The sequence below is a fragment of the Acinetobacter sp. PC34 genome (assembly GCF_051789135.1).
GTDB lineage: Bacteria > Pseudomonadota > Gammaproteobacteria > Pseudomonadales > Moraxellaceae > Acinetobacter > Acinetobacter johnsonii.
In genome coordinates this window covers 275,571-292,400 of record NZ_CP196664.1, presented here as the reverse complement: position 1 = coordinate 292,400, position 16,830 = coordinate 275,571, and the positions used below count along the sequence as shown (strand labels likewise).

The window sequence follows — 16,830 nt, the reverse complement described above, 5'->3', positions numbered from 1 at the left end:
AAGGATATGTACTAAAAGCCATGATTATAAAGACCGAGACTATAAAATCCACAACTGTTTTTATTAATTTAATGGCTTAAATGTGACATATTTCAGGCAAATTTCATAAATCCATCTCATTTTCAGTGTTAAATCTTATTTTTAGGTATTCTTTGCCATTTTTTTCTATGGGCTAAGATGTATACATTTGGTATCTATGTCTTGATTTTACCTGCAATACTTGTTGCTTTAGAGCATAGTAAAGACATACAAATGAGTCGTATACTCAAGACTATCCCGACTTTTGTTTACGATGACAATAAAGAATAAAGGAGCACTTCAATGAGTTTAGTTGTACCTGCTGAAAAAACAGATGCTGTACATAGCGATGCAGATCGCGTTGAACGCATTTTAGTGGTAGATGACGATGTGCGTTTACGTACGCTACTCCAACGCTTTTTAGAAGATAAAGGCTTTGTGGTGAAAACAGCGCATGACGCAACCCAAATGGATCGTCTCTTACAGCGCGAACTGTTTTCACTGATTGTGCTCGACTTCATGCTCCCTGTTGAAGATGGTTTAAGTATCTGCCGTCGTCTACGCCAATCCAATATCGATACGCCTATTATTATGCTCACCGCACGTGGCAGTGACTCAGACCGTATTGCAGGTCTAGAAGCGGGTGCAGATGACTATTTACCGAAACCATTTAATCCAAATGAGTTGTTAGCACGTATTCGCGCCGTACTGCGCCGCCAAGTGCGTGAAGTTCCAGGTGCACCAAGCCAACAAATGGAAGTGGTCAGCTTTGGACCATGGTCACTTGATTTATCAACACGTACCCTAACGCGTGAAGGTCAAGTCGTGACCCTAACTACAGGTGAGTTTGCGGTACTGAAAGCCTTGGTACAACATCCACGTGAGCCTTTAACTCGCGACAAATTGATGAACCTTGCGCGTGGCCGTGAATGGGGCGCAATGGAACGTTCAATTGATGTTCAAGTATCGCGCCTACGTCGTCTTGTAGAAGAAAACCCTGCTCGTGCACGTTATATTCAAACGGTTTGGGGTGTAGGTTATGTGTTCGTTCCAGATGGCGCGGAATAATTCAAAATTGAAAAATACGGCTTCGGTCTTTTTAAGCTGAGTAGCAATAATCAGCACGACGGAGTCCTAAAATTAAGCTCAACTTTATCGATTAACCTGCGGTTCGCCTTACTTTTGTTTCGACAAAAGTAAGCAAAACCATTGTCATCTGCAAAACTCGGCATATTTCTGCATTTCAACATCATGCTCGCAGAAACTTTATAACACCCAGACCTCCTGCCTCGAACAATTGCAGATGACTTTTCGCGTATCGCATACCTGTCACCATTGAACTATGTCTCTTACATAGAAACAGGAAATCACGTGAAACTCGAACCCATCGACCCTCAAAAATTTACAGATTACGAAGCGTATTCAGAACGGAAACGCACGCGTTGGGAACGCTTTTTAGATAAAATCAAGCCGCGCTCTGCTGCCATGCGTACCACCGTACTGGTACTTTTCATTGTGTTTTTCAGTTTATTTATGTCCTTGTGGTTCTTTTGGCGAACCTTATATCTTCCAGAAATCCAACAACATGCTCGCTATCTTGCTGTTGAAATAGAAATTCTCAACAACCCCGATTTACGGATTTATCATCAAAATACTGAAGTCGATGTCGATGACTGGTTAAGAAGCCGAGTTGGCATTGAATACGTCACCGATCCCAAAGAATACCCCAATGTTAAAGATAAGGTGATTGCCGAGTTCTTTACCAACCAAATTGAAGCAAAGCTGGCCAAAGAATTAAAAGTCGAACATGCCACAGTATATTTCCAATTTAAACCTAGCCCGCGCATTTGGATTCAAACGCCTGAAATGAACGGCAACTGGGTACGGGAACCACTGAAAACTTATGCCAACTACAGCCCTGAGTTAATTTTCGGTTGGCTGCTTGGCGTACCCCTTATTGCAGCAGCCATTATTTTAACCTTGGTTCGTCAGCTCAATCGCCCGCTGCGTCGTCTGCAAAATGCTGCCAACAGTTATAGTAAAACAGGCACAGCGCCGTATTTAGAGACCAATCACGGCCCCCAAGAAATTCGTGAGGTCAACCAAGCGTTTAATCACATGATCTACACCCTAGATCAGACTGAACGTGACCGCCGGATTATGTTGGCAGGGATTTCACATGACTTACGCACCCCACTGACCCGTATTCGACTCAGTGCAGAAATGATGCCCGATGATGATTTTTTAAAAGAAGGACTGATTTATGACGTTGAAGATATGGACGCGATCTTAAATCAGTTCATTTCCTATATGCGTGATGGTTCGGATGAGGAAATCCAAGACACCGATTTAAATATGCTGTTACAAGAATTGGTGGTGCAATTCAAACCGCTGGATATTCGTTTTGAACCTGCTGAATTACCAATTATTCAGGCACGTAGCCTGTCTCTTAAACGCCTGATTGGTAATTTGATTAATAATTCAAAACGCTACGGTGCTGAGCCGATTGAACTTTCCGCAACAGTGGAAAATGAACATATTTTAATTAGCGTAGCAGACCATGGGGAAGGTATTCCTGATGATCAAATTGAAGAACTCATGCAACCTTTTGTGCGTGGGAATGAAGCCAGAACAGTTCAAGGCAGTGGTTTAGGTCTCGCCATTGTGAAACGCATTGTCGATATTCACCAAGGTCAGCTCAGCATTCATAATCGGGAACAAGGCGGACTTGAAGCAATTATTTCGCTACCTCTTCATCACAATCAAGATGTTGAAATTTCCAGCAACAATCCACTCGAAAAATTAAAGCAAACCTTGGTTGAGCATTTTTAAACTTTGTACAATAGTTGATCAAACGATTTTGTTCAACTATTCAACAATTTAATTTTACCAAATATATTTCAACCACTTACAAATCATCAGAATCCCTTATACCCACATTTTTTCAAAAAATTAGACCTTAGCCTAACAGGTATGCACAATGTCGTTCTTGATCGGTACAATCGGTGCCAGATCCAGAATATTAACGAGAGTAAACCATGTCTTTAGATCGTATCCGTTTAGCTTCACTTCACGATAAAGTCATCAGTGCAGAAGAAGCGTCTGCTTTTATTGAAGATGGCATGACTGTAGGTATGAGTGGCTTCACTCGTGCTGGCGAAGCGAAAGCTGTACCTTTGGCATTGGTTAAACGTGCACACACAAATCCTTTAAAAATCACATTAATTACTGGTGCTTCTTTAGGTAATGACCTAGACAAGCAATTGACTGAAGCGGGTGTATTGGCACGTCGTTTACCGTTCCAAGTGGACAACACGTTACGTAAAGCAATCAACAATGGCGAAGTGATGTTCATTGACCAACACTTGTCTGAAACTGTTGAGCAAATGCGTAACCTTCAGTTGAAAAAGCCAGATGTAGCGATCATTGAAGCGGTTGCAATTACTGAAGATGGCGGCATCATTCCAACAACGTCGGTAGGTAACTCTGCAAGCTTCGCAATTTTCGCAGAAAAAGTGATTGTTGAAATCAATACCAACTTAAGCCCTGCATTTGAAGGCTTACACGATATTTACATCCCAACTTACCGTCCAACACGTCAACCGATTCCATTGACTCAAGTGGATGAGCGTATTGGTACGCACGCGATCAATATCGATCCTGCAAAAATCGTAGGTATCGTCATCAACAATGACTTGCACGACTCTCCATCAACAGTAACTGCACCAGATGATGAAACTCAAGGCATTGCAGACCACTTAATCGCATTCTTTGAAAAAGAAGTAGCTGAAGAGCGTCTACCGAAGAACTTAGGCCCATTACAAGCAGGGATTGGCTCAATTGCCAATGCTGTACTTACAGGCCTTAAAGATTCAAACTTCGAAGACCTCGTCATGTACTCAGAAGTACTTCAAGATTGTACGTTTGAATTGATTGATGCAGGTAAAATGAAGTTTGCTTCAGGTTCATCAATTACCCTTTCAGCTAAATACGGCGAAAAAGTATTTAATAACCTTGAAGCGTACAAAGATAAATTGGTTTTACGTCCGCAAGAAATTTCGAACCACCCTGAACTGGTTCGTCGTTTAGGTATTATCGGCATCAACACTGCACTTGAATTTGACATTTACGGTAACGTGAACTCAACTCACGTTTGCGGTACGAAAATGATGAACGGTATTGGTGGTTCAGGTGACTTCGCACGTAATGCGCACTTGGCAATCTTCGTAACCAAATCAATTGCAAAAGGTGGCGACATCTCTTCTATCGTACCGTTTGCGTCTCACATCGACCATGCAGAGCACGATGTTGACATTCTTGTCACTGAACAAGGTTTGGCTGACCTCCGTGGTTTAGCACCGCGTGAACGTGCACGTGCGATTATCGACAACTGTGCACACCCACTTTACCGTGATGCGTTAAACGACTACTTTGATCGTTCATGTGCAAAAGGCGGTCATACACCTCACCTCCTTCGTGAAGCGTTGTCTTGGCATTCTAACTTTGAAGAAACAGGCCACATGCTTCCTGTTCAAGCAGAAGCGAAATCAGCTTAATTTAAAGTTTAAGAAAAACGCCCCATTGGGCGTTTTTTTATGTCTGATGAAAAGTGCAATAAAACACTTATCAAAATAAAAAAACTCAATTAATCTAAAGGCATCCAAAAAATAAAAATGCCAAGCTCATGTTCATTATTCGCCCCTATCTCGAAACAGATTTAGAAGATGTCATTGCACTTTGGGAGGTATGTGACCTCACTCGCCCTTGGAACAACCCTGAAATTGATATTTTTAGAAAAACCGCACAAAAAGATGGTTTATTTTTATTGGCCGTTAAAGATGAACAGCTCATCGCCACATTGATGGGTGGTTATGATGGCCATCGCGGCTGGATTAATTATTTGGCAGTACATCCACACTTTCAACGCAATGGAGTCGCAACTGCACTCATACAGCAGCTCGAGAAGCGCCTGATTGCGTTAGGTTGCCCCAAACTACAACTGCTTGTACGTAAAGAAAATATCGACGTGCAAAGCTTCTATGAGCAGCTAGGCTATGAGGAAATCGAAGTCGTGTGCTTTGGTAAACGTCTGATTGCCGATTAAGCTCAGACACTCAAGGTGCCGATACAGATAGACGACCCAATCTTAAAAAAATTGGAAATTTAAGCTCAAAAACTTGGTTCGCATGATCATCCAACGCAAAGAATGCTTTGAACTCATATAAGGGGTCATCTGAATTTTTCGCTCGATAATGTTTCAGTGCAGACCATGTATTTAAATAATCCAACAATTGAGCAGCAGACCATTGAAATGACATCGACAATTCAGATGTCGCTATTTTCTCAAAGGGAAAAGGAATGGTTTGATAGGCCTCGTCGATATAGCGACGTTCGGCATCCCAATAGCCTTTCAAAGTCTTAAAATAAAGTCGCTCAATACAACCCTGTAACTCAAGTTGCTGCAGCTGAATTAAACCATAGCCAATGACCGCCAAAATGCCTTCAGGTCGTAAAGTCCGCAGCACCTCTGCATAAAAACCATCAAAATCAAACCAATGAATGGCTTGAGCCACTGTGATTAAATCAAAACTCTGCTCGGCAAAACTGGTGTGCTCTGCAGACTGAACTTGATAACTGACATTTTCAAAATAAGGTGCATGTTGTAACTGATGAGCACTGATATCTGTCGCCACCACGGCATCAAAATGCGGCGCCAACAATTGAGTCAATTGCCCCGACCCTGCGCCACAGTCCCATGCAAATTGAGGAGTCGCCACATGCTTGAGTATTTCTTGAATCAAACTTGCTGGATAACTTGGACGTGCGAGTTGATAAAGCTGACTTCCTGACGAAAAGCGGTCTTTCATAAGCTATTCTCAGTCTTATTTTTGACTCAAAATTAGCACATTTTCCATTAACTAAAGCATGATGTTGTCCAACATCTTACACAATCGCACTTTTCATGGGACAAAAAAAAGCCCCAAACATTGTTTGAGGCTTTTTTGAATATGGTGGCGAGACCCAGGATCGAACTGGGGACACACGGATTTTCAATCCGTTGCTCTACCTACTGAGCTATCACGCCGATGCCGTGTATTAAGCCGTATCTCGGATGAATAGTCAATAAAAATCATCACTTTTTTATTTGATCGGATAAATTTCAGGCAAAAAAAATCCCTGATGGGATCAGGGATTGAAATCTTTTAAATAAGATTTTGAATATGGTGGCGAGACCCAGGATCGAACTGGGGACACACGGATTTTCAATCCGTTGCTCTACCTACTGAGCTATCACGCCGATGTCGCGTATTAAACAGTTTAAGCGAAGCAGCGTCAAGTCCGTTTTCAAAAAAATCATTTGAGTGTTTACTTTTACAGCAAACCCAGCACCCTTCGTACATTTTTCGAGTCATTCTTTGCACTTAAAGCGCGTCACCATCACTATTCATGAAAAAAAGCAGCCCGAAGACTGCTTGAAAAAAGCTTAAATTTTACCAATGTGCTCTAAGCAACGGTGAATCGCACCACAACCCGGCTCGAACACTTTCACACCTTTGGCTTCTTCCATACGACAGACTTCTTCAACCAGTCGCTCCGCAACCCCTCGTCCACGGTTTGCAGGATGTACCACAATGTATTCTAAGGTTTTATTTTCACCCTGCCCGCTACACCAAATGGCACCAATGACTTTAGTATTAAATTCTGCAGTGTAAAGTAAGGTATACTGAGCTAGATTTTGCTCAAGTTGTTCTACGGCATCATGCCCATCGCCAAATTCAGGACTGGTGTCGTACAGTCGCTCTAGCTGGCTGCGCAACTCTTCTTTTTCCAGTGAAGTATAAGCGTGTACGGTAATAGGCATTGATAAACCCTCCTGAGCAATCTAATATGCGGTGACTTCGTTACGGCGAAACATTTTACATCAATTATTTGACGTCTTTGAGGAACGTGTCTATGACAGAACGTATCAGTGAAGTGGTAAGAAATACCAACGAAACCAAAATTCGAGTTCGTGTAAACCTCGATGGTACGGGTCAAGGCACGCTCAACACAGGTATTCCCTTTTTAGATCATATGATTGATCAAATCAAGCGACATGGCTTATTTGATATTGATATTGAATGTGATGGTGACTTGGAAATTGATGATCACCACACGGTTGAAGACTGTGGTATCACGCTTGGACAGGCTTTTGCCAAAGCTTTAGGTGACAAAAAAGGTTTACGTCGTTATGGTCATTTTTATGCACCGTTAGATGAATCTTTAAGCCGTGCTGTGGTGGACTTATCAGGCCGTCCGGGTTTGTTTATGGATATTCCATTTACCCGCGCCATGATTGGTCGTTTTGATGTGGATCTCTTCTCTGAGTTTTTCCAAGGCTTTGTGAACCATGCGCTCATGACGGTACACATTGATAACCTCAAAGGTAAAAATAGCCACCACCAAATTGAAAGTGTGTTCAAAGCATTTGCGCGTGCACTTCGTATGGCCTGTGAAATTGACCCACGTGCAACCAACACCATTGCTTCAACCAAAGGTAGTTTGTAATGACCCGTATTGCCCTTCTTGACTATGGTATGGGTAACCTACACTCAGCAGCAAAAGCGCTTGAGCATGTTGGTGCAACGGTCGATGTGACCAATGATCCCAAGTTAGTGGCTCAAGCTGATAAAATTGTATTCCCCGGCGTAGGTGCTATGCGTGACTGTATGCAAGGCATGCATGAAGCAGGGATTGATGAAGTCGTTCGTCATGCAGCATTTAATAAGCCTGTATTAGCGATTTGTGTGGGTATGCAAGCGCTGATGCAACGCTCTGAAGAAAATGGCGGAGTGGATGCTCTCGGTATTTTTGAAGGAAGCGTGAAACGCTTTCCTGATGTAGACGGCTTGAAAGTCCCACATATGGGTTGGAACCAAGTTCATCAGGCTGATCCGAGTCATCCAATGTGGAAAGACATTGAGCAAGATGCACGTTTTTACTTCGTGCACAGCTTTTATGTTGAACCTAAGAACTCTAGCATTGTGGCTGCAACTTGTGACTATGGTTTAGAGTTCTGTACCGCGATTCACCAAGAAAATTTGTTTGCGACCCAGTTCCACCCTGAAAAAAGTCATACTGCAGGTTTACAACTGCTGAAAAACTTTGTGGAATGGAAAATTTAATTCATTCCAGCTTTTGTTTGATTGAAAAAGCTCAACTTCGGTTGGGCTTTTGTTTATCCAAAATTGATGCATCTAGACTCAAAATAAATCAGAAACAACTTAAGTAAATGAGGCGTGTGCCTCACTCCTGTGCCTTTCAATGTATAAAATCTTTGCTTTACAGCAGACTAGTGTACTCAAGATGGCTGAGATGCCTTTTCATTGTCACCAAATTTGATTATGCTTTGCCTGCTTTTTAGACATTTTTATTTATAAAAAACTTAATTTACAACGATAAGGTAAGTCACTATGACTCAATATGCACAAGAATCTGCGCTGAATGCCGCAGGTCGTTTCGGACGTTTTTCATACCTAGCATGGAACTGTCTACTTGCCATTGTAGCATCAATTATTCTTGGTATTTTCATCGCCATCTTTCCTAATACATTCGTGAACTTGGAAACAGGCAACTTCGGTGGCGGCATGATTTTTATCATCCTGATCTATGTTGCGCTGATGTACTTCACGTTTGTATTTACTATTCGTCGCCTACATGACCGCAACCATACGGGCTGGTTATCACTGTTGATGTTGGTGCCTCTTGCCAACGTGATCTTAATGCTTTACCTGATTTTCGCACCAGGCGATGATCGTAGCAACAGCTATGGCTCACCACGCCCAACCGCAGGCTGGGAAGCCGTTTTGGCATGGATTTACATCGTGATTTTCGTTTTAGCAATTATCGGCGGTATTGCGGCTGGTTTTATGTCCTAAAATCACCCGTGCAAAACAGCCTGCCTAGGTCGGCTGTTTTGCTAAATCAACCTAAAAGCTTTAGGCTTAAGCAACAATGGCATAGTCAAAGCATGATGGATTCTTCTTTTCAACACATCCTTCCCAGCAAAGTCGAAATTCAACAATTTCCTCGTTTTCAAAATTTGCCAAAACAAGCAATTCATGTCATTCAAAACTTAGAACAGTGTGAAGCAATCCGCGCTGAACTAGAACAGGTTTCCATCTTCGGTTTTGACAGCGAGTCCAAACCGACCTTTCAAGTGGGAGAAGTCTCCACGGGTCCGCATTTAATTCAACTAGCCAGCGTCGAGCAGGCTTATTTGTTTCAAATGAGTCCACCCATTTGGAGCTTCCTTGCACCATTTTTGGCGAATCCAGACCAGCTCAAAGTGGGCTTTGGTTTAAAAAATGATACCCATCTTTTCCGCAAAAAAGGTTTTGAGCTCAAAGGCGTGGTTGAGCTGTCAAAATGCTTTGCAAGCTTTGGTTTGACCAACCCTGTCGGCATTAAAAATGCCATCGCCCTGCTCTTTCGGCTCAACTTCCCGAAAAGTAAAAAAGTCAGCACTTCAAATTGGGCAAGGAAAATGCTCACGCCTGAACAAGTTGACTATGCTGCTGCGGATGCCTATGCGGCGCTGTTGGTTTTTGAAGAATTGCGGCGTTTAGAGCGACTTCCAAAAGATATTTCCAAAGAATTAGAAAAAACAACAAAACCTTGTCGTCATGAAAAGCTGTAACAGATGCTTAGAAAATTGCCAATACTTTGCTAAGATGACGGACATTGATTTTATTTAAGATTTGGCTAGGAGCGAAAGCATGCTGATCATCCCTGCAATTGACCTGAAAGATGGCAAATGTGTTCGTTTAAAACAAGGTCGTATGGAAGACGATACGGTTTTTTCTGATGATCCTGTTGCAACTGCACAGCACTGGGTAAATGAAGGCGCGCGTCGCTTACATTTGGTCGATTTAAATGGTGCTTTCGCTGGTACGCCAATTCATAAACCTGTGGTTGAAGCCATTGCTCGCGCACAACCTGAACTGCCAATTCAAATTGGCGGCGGTATTCGCTCACTAGAAACCATTGAACACTACTTAGAAGCGGGTGTGTCTTTTGTCATTATTGGCACCAAAGCTGTTCAAGATCCTGAGTTTGTTGAAGAAGCTTGTAAGAAATTTGCAGGTCATATCATTGTCGGTATCGATGCCATGAATGGTATGGTGGCCACCGATGGTTGGGCCAATGTGACCGATGTGAAAGCAACCGATTTGGCCAAACGTTTTGCCGATGCGGGCGTATCGAGCATTGTCTATACCGACATTGCGCGTGACGGGATGATGCAAGGTGTGAACGTTGAGCAAACTGTTCAACTGGCACAATACTCTGGCCTACCTGTGATTGCATCAGGTGGTGTGACTAACCTTGATGACGTACGTAACCTCAAGGGTCAACCGGGTATTTTGGGCGCAATTACTGGTCGTGCGATTTACGAAGGCAGTTTAAACCTACGTGAAGCACAATTGCTATTAGACGAACAGTCGCTCTAACTGTAGAACTTAAAAAAGAGGTCTTTTGACCTCTTTTTTATGCGCTAAATATCAGTGTGTAAGATCTGCATCTTATTTAATAAATCGCATTACGAATAAACTTTAACGGTACAGTTCCACGGTTGATATATTGGTATTCGATGGCACTGGAAAAAACAATCGACTCTCCTACACCCAAGACTTTCATGTCACCTGCCAAATCCAAAGTTAACTCCCCCTCCATCACATAGAGCATCTCACGCCAACCTTCTGGGTCAGGTTCTGCACTATAGTGTTCATTTGGGGCAAGTACCCATGTCCACAGTTCAACTTTTTGTGTTGCCGCCGCCGAGGCCATTAATTTTGCTTCACTGTGTGCTTGTGTGCCCTGCCAAGCCAAAACATTGACCACCGCTTGCCCTTGCTGTTCAGGCGCGGCAATAATCTGTACAAAATCGACCTCAAGCACATCGGCAATCAAGCTGAGTTTCGCCAAACTAATATTGTCCTGCCCTGATTCAACCCCAGCCACCATGCGACGGCTTAAGCCAGCCAAATCCGCTAGTTGTTGCTGGCTCAGGCCTTTTAAGCTTCGATAATGACGCACATTTTGACTGACGTGTTGTAGTACTGCAGGAGACTTCATAAAGTTCAATCAAAAAAACATTGAGCAATATATTGCACATAAAAACAAAGCATGACAAGCTATGTGCAATATATTGCACACCAATTCTTTTATGTTGAATACTCAGCTCGGCTCTAAAGCACCTGTCATTGCACTGATTTTAATTACCTTTATTTGGGGCGGTACCTTCTTGGCCGTGAAATACGCCTTAAATTACAGCTCCCCCATGTTCTTTGTGGGCTGTCGTTTCGCCTGCGCCGCGACAATTATTGGCTTATTTTCCTATCAACATTTAAAACACATTACCCGACAGGACTTGTGGGCAGGTGCACTCATTGGCTGTATGGTCACTATTGGCTATGGCACACAAACGGTCGGACTACAAACAGTCAGTAGCAGTGAGTCTGCCTTTTTAACTGCACTGTATGTACCCCTAGTACCCGTATTATTATGGTTAATCTTTCGTAAAGTGCCCCATTTTATGATTTGGATTGGTGCGCTCTGTGCGTTCATGGGCTTAGTCTTACTTACAGGCAATAGCCTGAATTCAATTTCACTGAACTTTGGCCAGACCTTAACCCTACTCGGTGCAATTGCTATAGCGATGGAAATTATCCTAATTGGTTATTTTGCCCCAACAGTCGACATTGGTCGAGTGACGGTCATTCAACTGGCAGTTGCCTCTGTGCTCGCCTTTGCAGCCATGCCATTGGCAGGTGAACACCGCATTCCAGACTTTTCATGGCCTTTACTGAGTATCGCACTCGGCTTGGGTCTTGCCAGTGCCGTTATTCAATATGTAATGAATTGGGCACAGCGCTCAGTCAGTCCATCTCAAGCAGCGATTATTTACGCAGGAGAGCCTGTATGGGCAGCACTGTTTGGGCGTCTTGCAGGAGAACGCTTAGCACCACTGGCTTTGTTGGGCGGACTTTTAGTGGTGTTTGGCATTATGATCAGTGAATGGAAACCGAAACTGCTGAAGTCGAAAAAGAACGTCGAACAACTTTAGCCCATCTCCGAAACGCAAAAACTGCTGAATCGAGTGATCAATGGCCACCAATTCAGCAGTATGGTCAGGTGGTTAGAATGACACCATCTTGCCCGGATTAATCATTGCTCCGAGTCCATACATGCTTTTGGCTATTGGAATGACCAATGGCGCCAGTGCACGACCAAAAGGAATGTTCTGATGTTGAATACGGGTCAACATATTAAAGTCATCACTTGCACTGCAGAAATCATCGGCAATGGCTTTACCAATACGCACCGTTTGCGCAACACCATGTCCACTCCACCCCTGAACAGCATAGATTGGGTATTGGCTACCAAATTTACGACTATCCGCAGCACCATTAACGGTTAAATCGGTCGTGCCACTCCACACAAAATCAAGCTGGACTTGCTCTAACTGAGGAAATACGTGTTGAATACGTCCTAGCAAATAGTCATGGGTTTGTTCAGGACTCCAACACGAACCCGTGCCTTCACCGCCAAATAACAATCGGTTTTTTGAGACCCCTCGGTAATAGTCAATTTGAAACTGGGTGTCGTATACAGGCAGATCCGTCGGCAATAGCTCTTTCAAATCCAGTGCTAAAGGTGCTGTGGTACACACATAGGTATAAAAAGGAATGGTGGTTTGATTACGTTCTTCTAATAGTTTAAATGAGGCATGGTGTACGCCCATCACCACACTTTTACGTGCTTTAATTACCCCTTGCTCTGTGGTCACATAAATACCATCGGCACGTTCTTGGATTGACTGTACTTCCGTCTGTTCATAAATCGTGCCGCCGTTTTGACAAAAGCCATAAGCCAAACCACGCGTCAGGGCTAAAGGATGAATATGTCCCCCAAGTTGATCCAACTGACCGCCAAAATAGTTGTCGGATTGCACATGCTCACGTAATTCGTCTTGGGTCAACATTGAGGTATTTTTTTCATCTAAATACTGACGTGCTTTCATCCCTTCATGCAGTGCATCTAAATGTCCTGGGTGTACTGCGGCCGTTAGATGTCCACGTTTACGTTGCACATCTAAGCCATATTTTTCAGTAATGTCATCTATCAAAGTCATGGCTTCCGTTGAGGTAAAGTGCCATAACTTTTTAGCCTCTTCAAAGCTGAAGTGCTCAATCATGGTTTCGGCTTCCCAACGTGCCAACCCCGGGGTGAGTTGCCCACCATTACGCCCTGAGGCAGCACTGCCCACTCGGTTTTTTTCAACCAAGACCGTATCGACACCCTGCTCCGAAAAATGCAGTGCAGCCGATGCTCCCAGTAAGCCACCGCCTATCACGACCACGTCACATTCGATATCTGCATTTAAAGGCTCAAACTCATGCCATACATGCATTGAACTTTCATAGTAATTGGCTGGATGACTAAACGCACCACACTGCGGGTTCAACCAATTCCACTCTTTACCACTTTGTGCCGCAGAACAGGCTTTGTATTCAACGTCATCTAAAAATGTCGGTTTATTCATATTCATTTCATTCACACTCAATATCTATCTCATTTTCATGCAGGTTTTAATATGCATTTCCAATCACAATGTTTTGTCTTTTCAATTTCTTATAAATAAATAGACCAATGCCTATCGCCAACCAAGAGCAACCAAAAATCAATGCATTTCGTTCTAAATTGACCCAGAGGCAAAGCATCACCAATACAGATAACAAGGGAAGAATCAAATTGAGGCATTTGTTTTTAATGCCTTGGGTTTGTTTTTCCAACAGATAGAACTTCACAAAAACCGAGAAATTCACCGCAGTAAAGGCAATCAAAGCACCGAAGCTAATCATGCTGACCACAGTCGCAAGATCTAGAAAAATGGCCGATAGCGAAATCAGGCCAATACTTAAGACGGCATAAAGTGGCGTACCTAATTTTGCATGGAGCTGCCCAAAGGTTGCTTTGGGGAAAATGCCATCCTTCGCCATAATATGAATTAAGCGTGAAGCGCTGGCATGAGTGGCTAAACCTGAAGCGAAGGTATTCATGATTTGGGCACATAAAAATACGGCTTGGAAAAGTGCTCCCCCCACATAGAGGACAATTTCAGGTAAGGCTTCGTCAGGGTTGTTAAAACGCACATTGCTTGGAAAATACAGCTGGATAAACCATGAGGCACTAATAAAAATCCCGCCCCCGAGCAACGTGGTAAGCAGCACGGCACGTGGAATATTCTTTTGGGGATCTTTGGTTTCATGGGACATGGTCGTGACCGCATCAAAACCCAAAAATGAAAAACATAAAATCGATGCACCCGCAATCAAAGGCAAAACAGAACTGTCTCCATTAAACAGAGGGGCTAAAGTCAGTACATGATCATAGCCTTGTTCAGAACCCACGCCTTGAATGACTAGATAGATAAATAAAACCATCAGCAGTAAGGGTAAAAGTACAAACAACAGACTTAAATTCGCCAAAATATTGATTCGGAAACAGTTAATCAGCGTAACCAAACCCGTGAATACAACCACCCATAGCCAATACGGCACACTCGGGATCACAGCTTCTAAGTAAATACTTGCCAGTAAGGCATTCACCAAGGGCAACAAAATATAATCTAGCAGTGAACACCAGCCGACAAAAAAGCCTGCTTTGGCTCCACACGACTGTGCCGTGTAGTTATAGGCAGAACCTGAGTCACCACTGATTCGGCTAAAACGTGCATAACTAAATGCGGTCAGTAACATTGCAACCAACGCCAAAATATAAGCCAATGGCACACGCCCATCGGTAATCCCAGACACAATCCCAAAGGTATCAAACACGACCATCGGGGTCATATAGGCCACACCAATAATGACCACTTGCCATAGTGACATTTTCTTTAAAGAAAAATCTGCATTTTTCACCGAAATCACCATCTTTCATTTTTTAATCTAGTGATTTTGGTTTTTGCAACAACTATGCCATATAATAACAGCTTAGCTATTTTAAAAATATTGAATTAAATGCCAAAGTACGATTTAGAAACCCGAAAAGCAGCGATTCAACGCTATAAACTCACGGATTATAAGGTTGCCGTTTGCAAGGAATTTAACATCTCTCGTGTGAACTTAGACGCATGGATTAAGCTCGAAGAAGAAACAGGCGGCTTGTCTCCAAAAGTAGCCAACAGCCGTGGAGCACCCAGCCATATTAAAGACTGGATTGCATTTCAAGTATTTGTTAAAAATACAAAATTTCAAAATATTAGCGATTTGGTTCCACTTTTTGAACAACACTTTGGCTATTCGGTTTCTTATGCAGTTTTGGTTCGCGCCATTCATGTTTTGGGGCTAAAACGTCGTCGAGGAAGATTCTACGCTTAGTCAAAAAGGGACTATTTTTTATAATATTTTCTACGCATATATTCATATAAATAACTGTACATTAATGTAAGGTTAATTTATTAAAAATGTAAGTTATGATTATTAAAAAAGTAATTATTTATAAATAAAAATGTAAGTTATAAATATTAAAAAAGTAAATTTATTAATATAAAAAGGTAAATATTGAAATTCAATTTAGTAAGATGCTTTTTAAAAGCCTGCGCAAAAATAGAGACACTACTGCATCAGCTTGGTTCATCTCGGTGCATAAACCTTGTTATAAAAAATAAAGTCATAAAAAAAGGGCACACTGCCCTTTTTTAAATCCCATCACTTGTTATTGATACATGGGTTGATTGTCGTTTAAACGAATAATGCCTTTAATGGCGCGATACACAATCCACACCCACGACAACCCAATCACAGACACGCAGAAGGTTGAAGCACCGAGTGCGACACCTGCGAAAGCGGTGGCATTTTCACCCGTAAAGAATAAGAAAATAAATGGCACAAAAGCAATCACGTTCCAAATCAAATACCACCAAAAGGTGCGAATCTGCCAAGTAAAATGGCTCTCAAAAATGGAACCTCGCACAGAGCCACGCTTCACATAATTAATCACTAAAGCAATGATGGCTAAAATCCCTGCGGAAAAAATCGCAACGATATACAAAATATAAAGAATAAAAGTCAGACTACGATTCGGATCTTGATCGACTGAATAATTCATATTGTCCCTCATGAAGTGGGCTTGAACTTTAAATAGGCAAACTATTGAAAGGAGAAATAAGCCATAAAATTAAAAGAATATTGAATAGAATTGTACAAAAGTAAATCTTTCTAAACGGTTGTTTTTGTGTTTTATGTCGTAGCTTTTGCTGCGCTAACCATGCTGCAGGCCATCCCCCTAAAAATGAAAGGAGATGTAGTGTATTTTCAGGTACACGGCGCTGTCCATTTTGTGCAGCCTCTTTGTCTTGTGCATAGAACCAATAACTGGCCGCATTCATCACACTAATAAACAGCAGCACCAATCCACTCAAACGCCCCATGAGTACCAATAACGCCAAAAACACGATGTATGCCACCGACGCAATTTGCATTGGACTCCAACGTTGACCCTGTTCGGTCTTTTTCGGTGAGACTTTTGAGGTACGGCTCTTTTGGGTTTGTGATGCTTTTAAATAACTAACTTGCTGTGCACGATAACGCCCTTGCACATCCACAATCACGTTGTATTCCAACGCACAACCTAAAATAGGACGAGGACCTTGCCGAGCAAAGTCCTTGATATGTAAAAACACGCGATCTTTGCTGTCATCGTTAGGCTGAATAAAGCCATAGCCTTTTTCATCAAACCATTCAACGAGTCGTCCTTGGTCACGCATTT

At 42.5% G+C, this 16,830-nt stretch carries 18 protein-coding genes and 2 tRNA genes; 11 read left to right on the top strand and 9 right to left on the bottom strand.

Annotated features, from left to right (window positions below):
* Positions 1–321 precede the first annotated feature (321 nt).
* The 4 genes from ompR to ACSC9N_RS01350 all read left to right on the top strand — a co-directional run bounded on the left by ompR (position 322) and on the right by ACSC9N_RS01350 (position 5,122).
* Positions 322–1,086, top strand: a complete 765-nt coding sequence (ompR, locus tag ACSC9N_RS01365; protein ID WP_004691545.1) for an osmolarity response regulator transcription factor OmpR — start codon at positions 322–324, stop codon at positions 1,084–1,086.
* Between the two features lie 303 nt (positions 1,087–1,389).
* Positions 1,390–2,850 carry an ATP-binding protein gene (locus ACSC9N_RS01360; protein ID WP_125273607.1) on the top strand — a complete coding sequence of 487 codons (1,461 nt, stop codon included), beginning with the start codon at positions 1,390–1,392 and terminating at the stop codon, positions 2,848–2,850.
* A gap of 206 nt (positions 2,851–3,056) precedes the next feature.
* Positions 3,057–4,574, top strand: coding sequence for an acetyl-CoA hydrolase/transferase family protein (locus tag ACSC9N_RS01355; RefSeq protein WP_004978127.1), 1,518 nt, complete (start codon positions 3,057–3,059; stop codon positions 4,572–4,574).
* A gap of 128 nt (positions 4,575–4,702) precedes the next feature.
* Positions 4,703–5,122: a GNAT family acetyltransferase gene (locus tag ACSC9N_RS01350; RefSeq protein ID WP_004691549.1), complete on the top strand. Its 420-nt coding sequence runs from the start codon at positions 4,703–4,705 to the stop codon at positions 5,120–5,122.
* Positions 5,123–5,132: 10 nt separating this feature from the next.
* Here the strand turns inward: ACSC9N_RS01350 and ACSC9N_RS01345 are convergent, their stop codons facing one another.
* The 4 genes from ACSC9N_RS01345 to ACSC9N_RS01330 all read right to left on the bottom strand — a co-directional run bounded on the left by ACSC9N_RS01345 (position 5,133) and on the right by ACSC9N_RS01330 (position 6,880).
* Positions 5,133–5,885 carry a class I SAM-dependent methyltransferase gene (locus tag ACSC9N_RS01345; RefSeq protein ID WP_335998752.1) on the bottom strand — a complete coding sequence of 251 codons (753 nt, stop codon included), beginning with the start codon at positions 5,883–5,885 and terminating at the stop codon, positions 5,133–5,135.
* Positions 5,886–6,027: 142 nt separating this feature from the next.
* A tRNA-Phe gene (locus tag ACSC9N_RS01340) sits at positions 6,028–6,103 on the bottom strand.
* Between the two features lie 137 nt (positions 6,104–6,240).
* Positions 6,241–6,316, bottom strand: a tRNA-Phe gene (locus tag ACSC9N_RS01335).
* Positions 6,317–6,502: 186 nt separating this feature from the next.
* Positions 6,503–6,880: a GNAT family N-acetyltransferase gene (locus ACSC9N_RS01330; protein ID WP_004691552.1), complete on the bottom strand. Its 378-nt coding sequence runs from the start codon at positions 6,878–6,880 to the stop codon at positions 6,503–6,505.
* Between the two features lie 92 nt (positions 6,881–6,972).
* Between ACSC9N_RS01330 and hisB the strand changes: the two genes are divergently transcribed.
* From hisB to hisA, 5 genes are all read left to right on the top strand, one after another.
* On the top strand, positions 6,973–7,566 hold the full coding sequence (gene hisB, locus ACSC9N_RS01325) for an imidazoleglycerol-phosphate dehydratase HisB (RefSeq protein ID WP_004691554.1): 594 nt from the start codon (positions 6,973–6,975) through the stop codon (positions 7,564–7,566).
* Positions 7,566–8,183 carry an imidazole glycerol phosphate synthase subunit HisH gene (gene hisH / locus ACSC9N_RS01320; protein WP_395475012.1) on the top strand — a complete coding sequence of 206 codons (618 nt, stop codon included), beginning with the start codon at positions 7,566–7,568 and terminating at the stop codon, positions 8,181–8,183. The genes hisB and hisH overlap by 1 nt, the downstream gene beginning before the upstream one ends.
* Positions 8,184–8,471: 288 nt before the next feature.
* Positions 8,472–8,936 (top strand): DUF805 domain-containing protein, encoded by a 465-nt coding sequence (locus ACSC9N_RS01315; protein WP_004978134.1) that lies wholly within the window; start codon positions 8,472–8,474, stop codon positions 8,934–8,936.
* Between the two features lie 92 nt (positions 8,937–9,028).
* Positions 9,029–9,697, top strand: coding sequence for a 3'-5' exonuclease (locus ACSC9N_RS01310; RefSeq protein WP_094148592.1), 669 nt, complete (start codon positions 9,029–9,031; stop codon positions 9,695–9,697).
* 79 nt (positions 9,698–9,776) lie between these two features.
* Complete coding sequence (gene hisA, locus ACSC9N_RS01305) at positions 9,777–10,508, top strand: 1-(5-phosphoribosyl)-5-[(5-phosphoribosylamino)methylideneamino]imidazole-4-carboxamide isomerase (RefSeq protein ID WP_004691558.1); 732 nt, start codon at positions 9,777–9,779, stop codon at positions 10,506–10,508.
* Between the two features lie 76 nt (positions 10,509–10,584).
* Here hisA and ACSC9N_RS01300 read toward each other — a convergent pair whose 3' ends face one another.
* Positions 10,585–11,133 carry a helix-turn-helix domain-containing protein gene (locus tag ACSC9N_RS01300; RefSeq protein ID WP_094148590.1) on the bottom strand — a complete coding sequence of 183 codons (549 nt, stop codon included), beginning with the start codon at positions 11,131–11,133 and terminating at the stop codon, positions 10,585–10,587.
* Between the two features lie 91 nt (positions 11,134–11,224).
* On the opposite strand from ACSC9N_RS01300, the gene ACSC9N_RS01295 reads away from it, so the two are divergent.
* Positions 11,225–12,124 (top strand): DMT family transporter, encoded by a 900-nt coding sequence (locus ACSC9N_RS01295; protein ID WP_131231024.1) that lies wholly within the window; start codon positions 11,225–11,227, stop codon positions 12,122–12,124.
* A 72-nt stretch (positions 12,125–12,196) separates the two neighbouring features.
* Here ACSC9N_RS01295 and ACSC9N_RS01290 read toward each other — a convergent pair whose 3' ends face one another.
* Together ACSC9N_RS01290 and ACSC9N_RS01285 are read right to left on the bottom strand one after the other, a co-directional pair.
* On the bottom strand, positions 12,197–13,609 hold the full coding sequence (locus ACSC9N_RS01290; protein WP_058952495.1) for an NAD(P)/FAD-dependent oxidoreductase: 1,413 nt from the start codon (positions 13,607–13,609) through the stop codon (positions 12,197–12,199).
* A gap of 40 nt (positions 13,610–13,649) precedes the next feature.
* Positions 13,650–14,993 carry an APC family permease gene (locus ACSC9N_RS01285; RefSeq protein WP_058951607.1) on the bottom strand — a complete coding sequence of 448 codons (1,344 nt, stop codon included), beginning with the start codon at positions 14,991–14,993 and terminating at the stop codon, positions 13,650–13,652.
* An 87-nt stretch (positions 14,994–15,080) separates the two neighbouring features.
* On the opposite strand from ACSC9N_RS01285, the gene ACSC9N_RS01280 reads away from it, so the two are divergent.
* On the top strand, positions 15,081–15,440 hold the full coding sequence (locus tag ACSC9N_RS01280; protein WP_439036103.1) for a helix-turn-helix domain-containing protein: 360 nt from the start codon (positions 15,081–15,083) through the stop codon (positions 15,438–15,440).
* A gap of 337 nt (positions 15,441–15,777) precedes the next feature.
* Here the strand turns inward: ACSC9N_RS01280 and ACSC9N_RS01275 are convergent, their stop codons facing one another.
* Together ACSC9N_RS01275 and ACSC9N_RS01270 are read right to left on the bottom strand one after the other, a co-directional pair.
* Positions 15,778–16,170, bottom strand: coding sequence for a DUF4870 family protein (locus tag ACSC9N_RS01275; RefSeq protein WP_004691561.1), 393 nt, complete (start codon positions 16,168–16,170; stop codon positions 15,778–15,780).
* Between the two features lie 28 nt (positions 16,171–16,198).
* A complete protein-coding gene (locus tag ACSC9N_RS01270) occupies positions 16,199–16,828 on the bottom strand; it encodes a DUF1294 domain-containing protein (RefSeq protein WP_058951605.1) in 630 nt (209 codons plus the stop codon).
* Positions 16,829–16,830 lie beyond the last annotated feature (2 nt).

What these genes read in the sequence shown, in the direction of transcription:
- ompR (WP_004691545.1), top strand. Translation starts at nt 322, where the DNA reads ATGAGTTTAGTTGTACCTGCTGAAAAAACAGATGCTGTACATAGCGAT.
- ACSC9N_RS01355 (WP_004978127.1), top strand. Translation starts at nt 3,057, where the DNA reads ATGTCTTTAGATCGTATCCGTTTAGCTTCACTTCACGATAAAGTCATC.
- ACSC9N_RS01350 (WP_004691549.1), top strand. Translation starts at nt 4,703, where the DNA reads ATGTTCATTATTCGCCCCTATCTCGAAACAGATTTAGAAGATGTCATT.
- ACSC9N_RS01345 (WP_335998752.1), bottom strand. Translation starts at nt 5,885, where the DNA reads ATGAAAGACCGCTTTTCGTCAGGAAGTCAGCTTTATCAACTCGCACGT.
- ACSC9N_RS01330 (WP_004691552.1), bottom strand. Translation starts at nt 6,880, where the DNA reads ATGCCTATTACCGTACACGCTTATACTTCACTGGAAAAAGAAGAGTTG.
- hisB (WP_004691554.1), top strand. Translation starts at nt 6,973, where the DNA reads ATGACAGAACGTATCAGTGAAGTGGTAAGAAATACCAACGAAACCAAA.
- hisH (WP_395475012.1), top strand. Translation starts at nt 7,566, where the DNA reads ATGACCCGTATTGCCCTTCTTGACTATGGTATGGGTAACCTACACTCA.
- ACSC9N_RS01315 (WP_004978134.1), top strand. Translation starts at nt 8,472, where the DNA reads ATGACTCAATATGCACAAGAATCTGCGCTGAATGCCGCAGGTCGTTTC.
- ACSC9N_RS01310 (WP_094148592.1), top strand. Translation starts at nt 9,029, where the DNA reads ATGATGGATTCTTCTTTTCAACACATCCTTCCCAGCAAAGTCGAAATT.
- hisA (WP_004691558.1), top strand. Translation starts at nt 9,777, where the DNA reads ATGCTGATCATCCCTGCAATTGACCTGAAAGATGGCAAATGTGTTCGT.
- ACSC9N_RS01300 (WP_094148590.1), bottom strand. Translation starts at nt 11,133, where the DNA reads ATGAAGTCTCCTGCAGTACTACAACACGTCAGTCAAAATGTGCGTCAT.
- ACSC9N_RS01295 (WP_131231024.1), top strand. Translation starts at nt 11,225, where the DNA reads ATGTTGAATACTCAGCTCGGCTCTAAAGCACCTGTCATTGCACTGATT.
- ACSC9N_RS01290 (WP_058952495.1), bottom strand. Translation starts at nt 13,609, where the DNA reads ATGAATATGAATAAACCGACATTTTTAGATGACGTTGAATACAAAGCC.
- ACSC9N_RS01285 (WP_058951607.1), bottom strand. Translation starts at nt 14,993, where the DNA reads ATGGTGATTTCGGTGAAAAATGCAGATTTTTCTTTAAAGAAAATGTCA.
- ACSC9N_RS01280 (WP_439036103.1), top strand. Translation starts at nt 15,081, where the DNA reads ATGCCAAAGTACGATTTAGAAACCCGAAAAGCAGCGATTCAACGCTAT.
- ACSC9N_RS01275 (WP_004691561.1), bottom strand. Translation starts at nt 16,170, where the DNA reads ATGAATTATTCAGTCGATCAAGATCCGAATCGTAGTCTGACTTTTATT.
- ACSC9N_RS01270 (WP_058951605.1), bottom strand. Translation starts at nt 16,828, where the DNA reads ATGCGTGACCAAGGACGACTCGTTGAATGGTTTGATGAAAAAGGCTAT.